Origin of the sequence: Sphingomonas sp. 66-10, from assembly GCF_001897045.1 — a bacterium.
Taxonomy (GTDB): Bacteria; Pseudomonadota; Alphaproteobacteria; order Sphingomonadales; family Sphingomonadaceae; genus Sphingomonas; species Sphingomonas lycopersici.
The window spans coordinates 86,888-99,671 of record NZ_MKRR01000097.1 but is presented as its reverse complement, the minus strand read 5'-3'; the positions used below and the strand labels follow the sequence as shown (position 1 = coordinate 99,671).

Below are 12,784 nucleotides of genomic sequence, written 5' to 3'. Positions count from 1 at the left end.
TGCGCGCGCGCCAGCCGCTCGCGCGATAGGCCGGGATCGGATCGATCGCCCCGCCGGCTTCCATCCGCGCCATCGCGAGGATCGGCGAGACATCGGTGCGATAGGCCTTTCGCAGCGTGAGGAAGGCCAGCATCGTATCGTTGGCATCCTGCGCTTCGGCCAGCGCGGCGCGGTCGACGATGCTCGCCTTGGCATAAGCGCCGGCGATCGCCTCGGCCGAGGCGATCATGCTCTCGATCGGATCGGTGACGTTGTGCGACTGGTCGATCATATAGGCCGGGTCGAACCCGTCGCGCGGGTTGAGTTCGGCCTCGATCAGCTCGTTGAAGACGAGGAACAATTGGTGCGGGTTGATCGAGCCGCTGTCGAGATCGTCGTCGCCGTACTTGCTGTCGTTGAAGTGGAAGCCGCCGAGCTTGCCGAAGCGGTGGAGCCGCGCGACGATCTGCTCGATGTTCACATTGGGCGCGTGATGCCCGAGGTCGACGAGGCATTTCGCCTTGGGTCCCAGCTCCTGCGCGGCGAGGATCGACGATCCCCAATCGGCGATGACGGTGGAGTAAAACGCCGGCTCGTACATTTTGTGTTCGAGCAGCATCCGCCAGTCGTCGGGCAGCGCGGCATAGACCTGCGCCGCTGCCTCGAGATAGCGATCGAGCGACTTGGAGAAATCCTGCTGCCCGGGGAAATTGGTGCCGTCGCCGACCCAGATCGTCAGCGCGGTCGAGCCGAGCTGCCGCCCGATCTCGATACAGTCGATATTATGGTCGACCGCCTGCGCGCGCACCCCGGCGTCGCCCGCCGACAGGCTGCCGTCGCGATAGCTCAATTTCTGGCCGGGCTGATCCTGAAAGGTGTTCGAATTGATCGCGTCGAAGCCGAGCCCGAGCGCCGCGGCCTCCTCGCGCAGCGCCGCATAGTCGCTCACGCAATCCCAGGGGAAATGCGGGCTGACGCGCGGGGTGACGGTCGAAAGCTGGTGGACCACCGCGCAATCGGCGAGCTTTTCGTGGATCGTCGTCGGCTCGCCGGGGATCGGGAATTTGGCGAAGCGCGTGCCGCCGCGCCCCGCGCCCCAGCTCGGGATCGCGACCGAAAAGCCTGCGACACGCGCCTTGACCGCATCGATATCCACGCCGCGGCGGGCGAGCGCGCGGCCCAGGCTGTCGTAATCGTCGTGCAGCGCATCGAGGCGCGCGGCATTGTGGCTTTCGATCTGATCGGCCGAAAGCGGCAGTTCCTTCGCCATTGCCCGTCTCTCTCGCTGCTTATCGGGTGAATGCCTGGGCGTTTCCGGCGTCGACATTGACGATGTTTCCGGTCGATTTGGAAGATGCTTCGGAAACAAAGAAATACACCGCTTCCGCGACATCCTCGGGCAGCACGTCGCGCTTGAGCATCGAGCGATTGCGATAATGTTCCTCGAGCTCGGAGCCGGGATCGATGCCGTGCGCGCCGGCGCGTTCCTTGCGCCAGTCGCCGTCCCAGATCCGCGAGCCCTTGATCACCGCATCGGGATTGACCGTGTTGACGCGGATACCGTGCGGCGCGCCTTCCAGCGCGAGGCAGCGCGCGAGGTGGAGCGACGCCGCCTTGGCCGAGGCGTAGGCGGAGGCGTTGACCGCCGCGGCGAGCGCATTCTTCGACCCGATGAACACGATCGAGCCGCCGCCGACCGCGCGCATCAGCGGGAAAGCGGCGCGCGCGCTGAGGAAATAGCCCTCGGTCAGCACGTCGTAATTGCGCCGCCACAATTCGACGCTGGTTTCCTCGATCGACGCGGAGGAGGCGATGCCGGCATTGGCGACGAGGATGTCGAGCCCGCCGAATTCGCGGGTGCATGCGTCGAACGCGGCGGCGACCTGTCGCTCGTCGGTGACGTCGCAGGTTTCGGCGCGCACCACATCCTTGCCGAACGCCTGCGCCATTTCGGCGCGGACGCGCTCGGCGGCCTCGGCGTCGCGGTCGACCAGCACCACGCAGGCGCCGTCGGCCAGCAGCCGCCGCACCGTCGCCGCGCCGATCCCGCCGCCGCCGCCGCTGACCAGGGCGATGCGGCCGACCAGCGGCCTGGGCTTGGGCATGCGGCGCAATTTGGCTTCCTCGAGCGCCCAATATTCGATGCGATAGGCTTCTTTCTCGGGCAGGCCGACATAATCGCCGATCGCCTCGGCGCCGCGCATCACGTTGATCGCATTGCCGTAGAATTCGCCGGCGAGGCGCGCGGTGGTCTTGTCCGCGGCGAAGGTGATGCGGCCGACGCCGGGCACCAGCACGACCACCGGATTGGGATCGCGCATCGCCGGATCGCCCGGCTCCGCGCAGCGCTGGTAATAAGCCGCGTAGAGCTGGCGATAATCCTCCAGCGCCTGTGCGAGATAGGCCTCGTCGTCGAGCCGCGCGGGATCGAGCGCGAGCGGCGCGATCTTGGTGCGCAGGAAATGATCGGGGCACGAGGTGCCGATCGCCGCGAGCCGCGCGAAATCGCGGCTGCCGGCAAATTCGAGGGTTTCGGGATCGTCGGAGAAATGACCGATCTTGCCGCGCTCGCCCGGCATCAGCGCGCGAAGCCTGGGCATCAGCCGCGCGGCGATGGCGGCGCGCTCGGCGGCGGGGCGGGGGGCGACGCGTTCGCCGCCGAAGGCGGGGCCGAGCGCGAGGCGCTCGTTGAGGTAATGGGCGGCGTCGGCGATCAGCGCGACCGTATTGTCGTAGCACGCCTTGGCGGTATCGCCCCAGCAGATGATGCCGTGCCCTTCGAGCATCGCGCCGCGCAGGCTGGGCTGTTCGGTGACGAGTTGACGAAGCTGGAGCCCGAGCTCGAAGCCGGGGCGCTTCCACGGCAGCCAGCCGATCGCGCCGCCCCAGATCGCGTCGGTCGCGGCCTTGCCCGCGCTGGAGGCGGCGAGCGCGATGATTGCGTCCGGGTGGACATGATCGACGTGGGGATAGGGGAGATAGGCGTGGAGCGGGGTATCGATCGAGGCCGCGCGCGCGTTGAGGTTGAAGGTGCAATGCGGCAGATAGCCGACCATCTCATCCTCGAAGTCAACCCCGCGATAGCGCGATTCGAGCCCGAGCAATTTGTCGAGATAGAGCGTGGCGAAGCCGTCGAGCCTCATCGAGCCGATGTCGCCGCCCGATCCCTTGACCCACAGCACCGTCGCCGGCGCATCGGTGAGCGGATCGACCATCTCGATCTTCGCCGAGGTGTTGCCGCCGCCGAAATTGGTCACGGTCAGGTCCGCGCCGAGCAGGTTCGAGCGATAGAGCAGCAATTCCTCGGGCGATTTGCCCGCCGCTTCCGCGTCGGACCAGCGGTTGCGCGGCACGGCGAACGGAATGGCGGACGCCGCGTGGCGCTCCCTTGTCTCGTGTTCAAGCATCCGGAATCACTCTCCCCAGCCGCGCTGTTCGGCGCGGGTCGCTCTATCAAAGTGCCTAGCCATATGCAATCAACTTCGCTAAATATCAATCATCACGAGAACGGGAGGATATATTGGGGGGTGGGCTGAGCGTGGTGCTCGATCTGGGTAAAACCTTGTCGAAGCTCAGCCTGTGGGACGAATCCGGGGCGATGCTCGCGCGCCGGACCCGGCCCAATGAACGTATCGAAGCGACGATCGGCGGCGCGCGCGTGCGGGCGCTCGACGCGGCGGGGATCGAGGAATGGGCGCGCGGGGTGCTGCGCGAATTCGCCGGGCTGGGGCGCGTGGCGCGGATCATCCCGGTCGGCCACGGCGCCGCCGCGGCGATCGTGCGCGACGGAAAGCTCGCTGCGCCGCCGCTCGATTATGAGCAGCCGATCCCGGCCGGGTGCGCCGCGACCTATCACGCCCAGCGCGATCCGTTTGCGCAGACCGGCTCACCCGCGCTGGCCGACGGGCTCAACCTCGGGCGCCAGCTCCATTTCCTCGACACGCTCGATCCCGCGCTGCTGAGCGGCGACGCGACGATCCTGCTTTGGCCGCAATATTGGGCGTGGCGTTTCTCCGGGGTCGCTGCGTCGGAAGTGACGAGCCTCGGCTGTCACAGCGATCTATGGTGCCCGGCGTCGGGCCGGCCGTCGGCACTGGCGGTGCGGCGCGGCTGGGCGGATCGCCTGGCGCCGCTGCGCCACGCCGGTGAGGCGATCGGCACGATCGGCGCGGTCTGGGCTAGCGACACCGGCCTGCCCGCCGACACCGCGGTGTATTGCGGATTGCACGATTCCAACGCGGCGCTGCTCGCCGCGCGCGGCTTCGCCGATATCGCCGGACGTGAGGCGACGATCCTCTCGACCGGGACGTGGTTCGTCGCGATGCGGACGCCGGGAAAGGGCGCAAGCGTCGATCCGGCGGCATTGCCCGAGGCGCGCGACTGCCTGGTCAATATCGACGTTCACGGCACCCCGATTCCCTCTGCGCGCTTCATGGGCGGGCGCGAGATCGAATTGCTGACCGGGATCGACGCGCGCCGTGTCGATATCAACCCCGATCAGCCGGCGATCATCGCCGCGCTGCCCGGTGTCGTCGCGGCGGGGGCGATGGTGCTGCCGACGCTGACGCCGGGGGTGGGGCCGTTCCCCGACGGCACCTCGCGCTGGATCAACCGGCCGGCCGGATCGATCGAGTTGCGCGCAGCGGTCTGCCTTTATGCGGCGCTGGTCGCCGATGCCGCGCTCGATCTGATCGGCGCGCGCGATCGGGTGCTGGTCGAGGGGCGGTTCGGCGAGGCGCAGGCGTTCGTCCGGACGCTCGCGACGTTGCGACCCGATCTGCGCGTGTTCGTCTCCAACCAGCATAATGACGTCTCTTATGGCGCGCTGCGGCTGATCGATCCGGCGCTGGCGCCGCCCGCCGCGCTCGTTCCGGTGCAGCCGCTCGATTGCGATCTCACCGCTTACGCCGCACGCTGGCGCGCGCTCACAATGGCGCAGGAATAGCGAGGCATCATGAAGGCCGCATCGATCACCGATTATCGCGAACTCGCGCGCCGTCGGCTGCCGCGCTTCCTGTTCGACTATATCGACGGGGGTTCCTATGCCGAGGTGACGCTCGGGCGGAACATCGCCGATCTCGAAGCGGTGGCGCTGCGCCAGCGGGTGCTGCGCGACATCGCCGATATCGATCTGTCGACCAACTTGTTCGGGCAGCGGCTGGCGATGCCGGTCGCGCTCGGGCCGGTCGGACTCGCGGGGCTCAACGCGCGCCGCGGCGAGGTGCAGGCAGCGCGCGCGGCGGAGGCGGCGGGGGTGCCGTTCACGCTGTCGACCGTCTCGGCCTGCCCGCTGGCCGAAGTGACGGCGGGGGCGCGCGCGCCGATCTGGTTCCAGCTCTACATGATCCGCGACCGCGGCTTCATGATCGATCTGATGCAGCAGGCGCAGGCGGCGGCGTGCCCGGTGCTGATCTTCACCGTCGACATGCCGGTGCCCGGGACGCGCTATCGCGACTATCGCTCGGGGCTGGCAGGGGCGCCGGGGCTGGGGGGATCGCTCCGCCGCTTCGGGCAGGCGCTCACGCATCCGCGCTGGGCGTGGGATGTCGGATTGTGGGGGCACCCGCATCATCTCGGCAATGTCGTGCCGGTGCTCGCCGGCAAGACCGGGCTCAACGACTTCTTCGCCTGGATGCGCGACAATTTCGATCCGCGCACGCGCTGGGACGATCTCGATTTCGTGCGCCAGCATTGGAAAGGGCCGATCGTGCTCAAGGGCATCCTCGACCCGGAGGATGCGCGCGAGGCGGCGGCGCGCGGCGTGGAGGGGGTGATCGTCTCCAACCACGGCGGGCGCCAGCTTGACGGCGTGGCGTCGAGCGCGCGCGCGCTCCCCGCGATCGCCGATGCGGTGGGGGACCGGCTGACCTTGCTCGCCGACGGCGGCATCCGCTCGGGGCTCGATGTGGTGCGGATGCTCGCACTGGGGGCAAAGGGCGTGCTGCTCGGGCGCGCCTGGGCCTGGGCGCTCGGCGGCGCGGGCGGGGCCGGGGTGGCGCATGTGCTCGATCTGCTCGCGGCAGAGATGCGCGTCGCAATGGGGCTGACCGGGGTTACCCGCATCGCCGAGATCGATAAGCATATTATCGCAAAAGGGGGGGAGGAATGGGCGGAAACCCGCTGATTGGCGTTCTGTTTCATTGGCTTGGCGGGCTTTCGTCGGCCAGCTTCTATGTTCCCTATCGTCGCATCCGCATCTGGTCCTGGGAGATATTCTGGCTGGTCGGCGGGGTATTTTCCTGGCTGATCGCGCCCTGGCTGTTCGCCTCGATCCAGACCCACGATCTCTTCGGCGTGCTCGCCCGCACCCCGGGATCGACCTGGTTCTGGTGCTGGTTCTGGGGCGCGATGTGGGGGTTCGGCGGGCTGACCTTCGGGCTCACGATGCGCTACCTGGGGCTGTCGCTCGGCATGGCGGTGGCGCTGGGGCTGACGACGATGATCGGGACGATGGGGCCGCCGATCTTCCGCGGGACGCTCGGCGCGCTCGCCGAAACCGCGAGCGGGCAGATGACCTTCGTCGGCATCGCGATCACTTTGGCCGGCATCGTCGTGGTGGCATTGGCCGGGCGGCGCAAGGAGCGCGACATGGCCGGCGCCGCCGCCAGCCAGAGCGTCGCCGAGTTCAACCTGCCCAAGGGGCTGGCGATCGCGGTCTTTTCCGGGATCATGTCGGGCTGTTTCGCCTGGGGGCTCGATGCCGGCCAGCCGATCCGCGCGCTGAGCATTGCCGCCGGGACCGATCCCTTGTGGCAGGGATTGCCGGTGCTGTGCGTGGTGCTGCTCGGCGGCTTCACCACCAATTTCATCTGGTGCGGCTGGCTGATCCTGCGCAACCGGTCGGCGGGGCAATTCGCGGGGCGCGGCACGGCGGAAAAGCCGCCGTTGCTGCGCAATTATCTGCTCGCCGCGCTGGGCGGGACGTTGTGGTATTTCCAGTTCTTCTTCTACACGATGGGCGAGAGCCAGATGGGGAAATACGGTTTCTCCTCCTGGACGCTGCACATGGCGAGCATCATCCTGTTCTCGACGCTGTGGGGCTTCGCGCTGCGCGAATGGGCCGGGGTCCGCGCGGGAACGCGGTGGCTGGTGTGGCTGGGGATCGGCGCGTTGTTGCTTTCCACCGTGGTGATCGGCGTCGGCAATTATCTCGCGGCGTAACCGCCGTTGCCCGCATATTCGCGGGCAACGGCGCCGGCGTCAGAACTTCACCGTGATGTCGCCGGTCACGGTGCGGCCGACCTGGTAGAAATATTGGTCGGCCGCCGCTGTCTTGCCGGTGTTGATATTGGTGACGCGCTTCGAGTCGAACAGATTGTTGACCTCGACCCCGAACCGCACCGGGCCGAGTTCATAACGCGCGGACAGGATCGCGCTGTTATAGCCGTTGCTGCGATAGGCGTCATAGGCGTTGAACGACTTGGTATCGCCGGTGACGATCTGGCTGGGATCGGTGAACCACTGCCGGCCGGTCCATTTGTCGATCAGCGAGAAGACCATCGGGCCGTGCTTGAACAGGATACCGCCGGCCGCGGTCCATTCGGGGGCGTTGGCGACCTGCAGCGCCATGAAGCCGGGGTTGTCGGTCTTGGCATAGTTGCGCGACCCGTTGGCGAACACCGCGAGCCCCCCGGGGAAGGCATAAGTGATCTGGCCCTCGATGCCCTTGTACTGCACCGATCCCTGGTTGACCCAGATCGTGCCGACGCCGGGGTCGGGTGAGGTCAGCGAGGCGAATTTGTTGGAAAAGTCGATCTTGTAGACGTCGGCGTCGATGCTCAGTCGCTGGCCGTGATAGACCACGCCCGCCTGATAATTGGTCGACTTTTCCGGTGCCACCGTCGAGCGTCCGGGCGTGTCGACATAGAGCACGCCGAGCGAGGGGGCGAGGAAGCCCTTGGCAAATTGCGCATAGACCGAAAGCGTCGGGGTAGCGGCATAGTTGATCGTCGCGAACGGCAGGTCGGCGCTATAGTTTCTGCTCACCCGCTGGGCGTAGCGCGTCGTCTGGTTATAATCGGCGTCGATGCGGCGGTTGAAATCGACATGCTTGAACCCCGGGGTGATCTTCAGGCCGGGGATCGGGCGCAGTTCGAGTTCGACGAACTCTTCGGTGTGGTTGGTATTGCTGTTCTGGTCGAACTTGATGTTCTGCGGCGTCGCCACCTTGGTGGCCGGGTTGCTCACCTTCTTCTCGACATAATTGGGCAGCATCGTCACCAGATCGACGTCGCGCTGCTGGCGATAGGTGTCGGACCATTCGATCCACGCGCCGGTGGTCAACGTGACAAACCCGAAGTCGAGATGGACCTTGGCGATATCGCCGTACATCCGGTATTTGTTGGTCTTGGTATAGCCGGGGACACCGGCGACTGCCTTGGCGCCGGGGGTCAGCGTCACCGTATTCACCTCGGCGATCTGCTGGCCGTTCTTGTCGAGATGGCCGTAAGCGGTGACGTCGCTGCCGCTCAGCGTCTCATTGTCGTAGCTATAGGTATAAGCGCGGTTCTCGAAGCTCGATTTCGCGCCAAGATCGGCCTCGAACTTGATGATCTCGAAATCGGTGGTCTTGCGGGTGTGGTTATAGCCGAAATAACCCTGGCTCGTCGGATCGTTGTTGAGGCTGTAATATTTGCCGTACTGCCTGATCTGGTCGAGCGTCGCGCCGTCCTTGTCGGGCTGGTTGAAACGATTGACGTTATAGGTGCCGAGGAAGGTCAGCCGCGCATGCGCGCCGAGCGGGACCATCACCTTGCCGAAGACGTTCCACGACCGGAACGGGCTGTAGGTGCGCGCGCCGTCCGACTTCACCCATTGCGTGCTGAACACCGCCTCGGTGCCGCCGAGCTTGTCGATCGCGCCGGTCTGCGCCACCGCGCGGAGCAGATAGGTGTTGAACGTGCCATAGGCCGCCTTGCCCTCGAACCCGGCGGTGTCGCGCGTCGCGCGGCTGAACAGGTTCATGTTCCCGCCGAACGTCGCCTGGCCGAGCGTCGCGGCGTTGCCGGGGCCGCGGTCGACGATCAACGTCTCGACCGTGTTCGACGGGAAGAAGGTATTCGAATGGTGCGTCGGATCGTTGGTGTCGCCGAACGGCACGCCATCATAGGTGACGTTATATTCGCCGTCCTGGAAGCCGCGGATCTGCGCCTTGGATTCGGACAGGCCGGTGCCGTTGGCGCTGCCGTAATTCGAAACGCTCGGCGCGATCAGCGCGATCTGGTTGAAATCGGCGGTGGCGGGGAGCGAATCCTCGATGAACGAGCGCGAGACGATCGATTGCGGCTGCGTCGTCTGGAGCGAGGCGGTGACCGGGGCGATCTCGTTCGCCTTGGTCCCGGTGACGATGACGTCGGAGCCCTCGGCGATCCCGTTGTTCCCGCTGTCCGGCGTTTCGGTCGCCGCGGCGGGGGCGCTCGCATCGACCGGTTCGGCATAGGCCGCGGCGGTGGTCAATGCGTAAGCGATGGCGGTCGCGACCAGCAGGTGCTGGCGCGTGTGATGCGCGAACTTCATGAAAACGCCCCTTTGGCCTGAAACGGCTAGCGGGGCGCTAATTCAGTCCCGTGACGGATTCGTTGCAGTCATGCGACAGATTGAAGATTGAGTTATTACAATGTTCCTGAATTGGGCCGCCGGTTCAGTCGATCGGCGCGGTCGCCGTGACCTCGATGTCGCGCGTCAACCGGATATCGTCCGACGCGCCGCCGACGAGCAGTCGATAGCGGCCCGCGCGCGCCACCCAATGATGCGTTGCGCTGTCCCAGAAGCCGAAGGCGCGCGGATCGAGCGCGAGCGTCACCGTGCGGCTCTCGCCGGGTTTCAGCGCCACTTTGGCGAAGCCTGCGAGTTGCTTGATCGGCTCATCGGGGGTGCGATCGGCGCGCGCGACATAGAGCTGGACGACCTCCTTGCCCGCGCGCTTGCCGGTGTTGCGGACCGACAGCCGCGCGTTGACCGGGGCGCCGGGCGCGACCGTCGCGGGCGCGACGAGCGCGTCATAGCCGAAACTGGTGTAGGACAGCCCGTGGCCGAAGGCGAACAGGGGGGTCACCGCGCGCGCCTCATAACCGCGATAGCCGACCAGCAGCCCCTCGGCATAGCTGGTCTTGATATCGGTCAGCAGCGCGGGATCGTCGGCGCTGCGCTTGGGGAAGGTGACCGGCAGCTTGCCTGACGGATTGACCTTGCCGGTCAGGATATCGGCGAGCGCCGCCGCGCCCTCCTGGCCGGGGAGCCACATGCCGACGATCCCGGAGACCTGGTCCGCCCAGGGCATCGTCATCGCCGCGCCGGCATTGATCACCACCGTCGTCGCGGGATTGGCCGCGGCCACCGCCGCGATCAATTTGTCCTGCTCGCCGGGCAGATCGATCGTCGCGCGATCATAGCCCTCGCCTTCGGTCAGCGACGCCGAGCCGGCGATGACGATCGCGGCATCGGCGCGCTTCGCCGCGGCGACCGCCGCGTCGAAATCGGGGCGCGGCACCCGCATCCCGAATTTGAGCGCCTCATAAGGCGTCTGCCCGGTCACGTAATCGAGCTGGATCGGATAAAGCTTGCCCGCCTCCAGCGTGACGCTGACGATGCGGTTGGGCACCGGAAAGCCGATCACGTCGCGATTGTCGGGGATCGACGCGGTCGCCTTGTCGAGGATCGTCTTGCCGTCGAGCGTCAGTACGCCGCTTCCCGTTCCGCGCACGCTGAACTCATAGGTCCCGGTCGCGGGCGCGCGCAGCACGCCCGACCAGCGCATCGCGGCATAGCCGGTCGCGGCGGCGCTCGCGATATTGGCGCTGATCCGCTTGGTGAAATCGGTGACGCGCTCGCTCTTCACCGGCGCGCCGCTGAAATCCTTGCTGGCGAAATAGCTCGCCTGGAGCCCGGTTTCGCTGCTGTCGGCCGCGGGGCTGAACAGCGCGGGCGCGGCGGTGGGGGGCAATTCCTCATTGTCGACGCCCTTTTCGTAGACCACCGCGACGCCGGGCAGCGCGGCGCGGATCGCCTCGAGCGGGGTCGCCAGCTTGTCGAACGGCGTCACCGCGGAGCTGCCGCCGCCCTGAATCCGCGCGATATCGGCGTTGGGACCGATCACCGCGAGCGTCTTGATGCCGGGCTTGAGCGGGAGCATCCCGGCGTTCTTGAGCAGCACGATCGCTTCTTCGGCGGCGGCGCGCGCGACGGCGCGGTGGCGGACGCCGCCGATCTCGCCCTTGGGCTGCGTGCCGTCGAGTGCGCCGCTGCGCACGATCAGCCGCACGATACGGCGCGCATTGTCATCGAGCTGCGCCGCGCTTACCTCGCCAGCGCGGACCGCAGCGACGAGCTTCTCGCCGAACCATTTCGGCGGACCGGGCATTTCGAGATCGAGCCCGGCGTTGACCGCGGCGGCGGTTGAATGGGTCGCGCCCCAATCGGACACGACGAAGCCTTTATAGCCCCACTCCTTCTTGAGCAGATCGGTCAGCAGCCAGCGGTTCTCGGCTGCATAAATGCCGTTGATCTTGTTGTACGAGGCCATCACCGACCAGGGATCGGCCTGTTTCACCACCATTTCGAAGGCGGGGAGATAGATTTCGCGCAATGCGCGCTCATCGATCACCGAATCGACGACGAAGCGGTTGGTCTCTTGATTGTTGACCGCGAAATGCTTGAGCGAGACGCCGATATTCTTGCCCTGCACCCCGGCGACATAACCGAGCGCGAGCTTGCCGGCGAGGAGCGGATCCTCCGAATAGGTCTCGAAATTGCGTCCCCAGCGCGGGGTGCGGACGATGTTCACCGTCGGCGCGAGCAGCACCGCGGCGCCATAGCCCTGCGTTTCCTCGGCGATCGCGGCGCCCACCGTCCTGGCCAGTTCGGGGTTCCACGTCGCGGCGATCGCGACACCGACCGGGAAGACGGTGGCGGGATGCCCCTCGGGCGAGCGTACCCCGGTCGGGCCGTCGGTTACCTTGATCGCGGGAATGCCGAGCCGCGGGATCGATTGCAGCGTCATCGAGCTGGCACCGGCGAGCAGCGATGCCTTTTCCTCCGGCGTCAGCCGTTGCATCAGATCGTCGACGCGCGGCTCGATCGGGGCAGCCTTTTGGCGATAGGTCATGCTGTCGCTCTGGGTCTGGGCGAGCGCCGGCGTGCCCGCGACCAGCGCCGCAACCGCGGCGCTGGCAACAATAAGCGGTCTCGTCATTATTTGATCGAGGCGAGGTCGGCCGCGGTCTTGGCGAGGATTTCGTCGGTCAGCTTGCCGTCCGAATAGGGCTGGAGCTGCTTGAGGCTGAGCCCCTTGAACATCTCATATTGGGGCAGGCCGATCAGCCCCGGCAGATGCTTGTCGATCACGGCCTTGCCCTGCGCATCCGCCACGATGTCCTGGATCGGCGTGTCGAGCGTGAGCTTCGCCGCCGCGGCGGTCGGGCTGGCGGCAGGGGCCGGCGCCGGCGCGGCCTGGGCGAAAGCGGTGCCGGGCAATAGCAGCGCGGCGATCAGAAACGGCTTCATCTTGGTCATCCTTGGTTGGTGGTTGCGAAAGCCAGCTCAGCGATCATCGCCTCGCGGATCAGATATTTCTGGACCTTGCCGGTCACGGTGGTGGGAAAACTATCAACGAAACGGACGTAGCGTGGCACCTTATAATGCGCGATCCGGCCGCGACAGAAAGCCCGAATTTCTTCCTCGTCGCCGGCACTGTCGGCGCGCAGACGGATCCAGGCGCATAATTCCTCGCCCATCCGCTCGTCGGGCACGCCGATCACCGCGACGTCCTCGACCGCGGGGTGGCTGTAGAGGAATTCCTCGATCTCGC

At 66.7% G+C, this 12,784-nt stretch carries 8 protein-coding genes; 3 read left to right on the top strand and 5 right to left on the bottom strand.

The features are described 5' to 3' along the window. The coding region (rhaI, locus tag BGN95_RS08565; protein ID WP_286772381.1) for an L-rhamnose catabolism isomerase at positions 1-1,249 on the bottom strand (1,249 nt) is incomplete at its 3' end. 19 nt (positions 1,250-1,268) lie between these two features. Continuing rightward, complete coding sequence (locus tag BGN95_RS08560; protein ID WP_286772380.1) at positions 1,269-3,386, bottom strand: bifunctional rhamnulose-1-phosphate aldolase/short-chain dehydrogenase; 2,118 nt, start codon at positions 3,384-3,386, stop codon at positions 1,269-1,271. Between the two features lie 113 nt (positions 3,387-3,499). On the opposite strand from BGN95_RS08560, the gene BGN95_RS08555 reads away from it, so the two are divergent. The 3 genes from BGN95_RS08555 to rhaT are packed head-to-tail and all read left to right on the top strand — an operon-like array spanning position 3,500 to position 7,140. Next, on the top strand, positions 3,500-4,924 hold the full coding sequence (locus BGN95_RS08555) for an FGGY-family carbohydrate kinase (RefSeq protein WP_286772379.1): 1,425 nt from the start codon (positions 3,500-3,502) through the stop codon (positions 4,922-4,924). Positions 4,925-4,933: 9 nt separating this feature from the next. Continuing rightward, positions 4,934-6,103, top strand: a complete 1,170-nt coding sequence (lldD, locus tag BGN95_RS08550) for an FMN-dependent L-lactate dehydrogenase LldD (protein WP_286772378.1) — start codon at positions 4,934-4,936, stop codon at positions 6,101-6,103. Continuing rightward, positions 6,085-7,140 (top strand): L-rhamnose/proton symporter RhaT, encoded by a 1,056-nt coding sequence (rhaT, locus tag BGN95_RS08545; RefSeq protein ID WP_286772377.1) that lies wholly within the window; start codon positions 6,085-6,087, stop codon positions 7,138-7,140. The genes lldD and rhaT overlap by 19 nt, the downstream gene beginning before the upstream one ends. 39 nt (positions 7,141-7,179) lie before the next feature. Here rhaT and BGN95_RS08540 read toward each other — a convergent pair whose 3' ends face one another. The 3 genes from BGN95_RS08540 to BGN95_RS08530 all read right to left on the bottom strand — a co-directional run bounded on the left by BGN95_RS08540 (position 7,180) and on the right by BGN95_RS08530 (position 12,480). Then, entirely contained in the window at positions 7,180-9,495 is a 2,316-nt protein-coding gene (locus BGN95_RS08540) for a TonB-dependent receptor (RefSeq protein WP_286772376.1), read from the bottom strand. A 124-nt stretch (positions 9,496-9,619) separates the two neighbouring features. After that, positions 9,620-12,169 carry a beta-glucosidase gene (locus BGN95_RS08535; protein WP_286772375.1) on the bottom strand — a complete coding sequence of 850 codons (2,550 nt, stop codon included), beginning with the start codon at positions 12,167-12,169 and terminating at the stop codon, positions 9,620-9,622. Next, positions 12,169-12,480, bottom strand: a complete 312-nt coding sequence (locus BGN95_RS08530; RefSeq protein WP_265313723.1) for a hypothetical protein — start codon at positions 12,478-12,480, stop codon at positions 12,169-12,171. Before BGN95_RS08530 ends, BGN95_RS08535 begins: the two co-directional genes overlap by 1 nt. Positions 12,481-12,784 lie beyond the last annotated feature (304 nt).

Coding starts and splice junctions, on each gene's coding strand:
- BGN95_RS08535 (WP_286772375.1), bottom strand. CDS start 12,169: ATGACGAGACCGCTTATTGTTGCCAGCGCCGCGGTTGCGGCGCTGGTC.
- lldD (WP_286772378.1), top strand. CDS start 4,934: ATGAAGGCCGCATCGATCACCGATTATCGCGAACTCGCGCGCCGTCGG.
- rhaT (WP_286772377.1), top strand. CDS start 6,085: ATGGGCGGAAACCCGCTGATTGGCGTTCTGTTTCATTGGCTTGGCGGG.
- BGN95_RS08540 (WP_286772376.1), bottom strand. CDS start 9,495: ATGAAGTTCGCGCATCACACGCGCCAGCACCTGCTGGTCGCGACCGCC.
- BGN95_RS08560 (WP_286772380.1), bottom strand. CDS start 3,386: ATGCTTGAACACGAGACAAGGGAGCGCCACGCGGCGTCCGCCATTCCG.
- BGN95_RS08530 (WP_265313723.1), bottom strand. CDS start 12,480: ATGAAGCCGTTTCTGATCGCCGCGCTGCTATTGCCCGGCACCGCTTTC.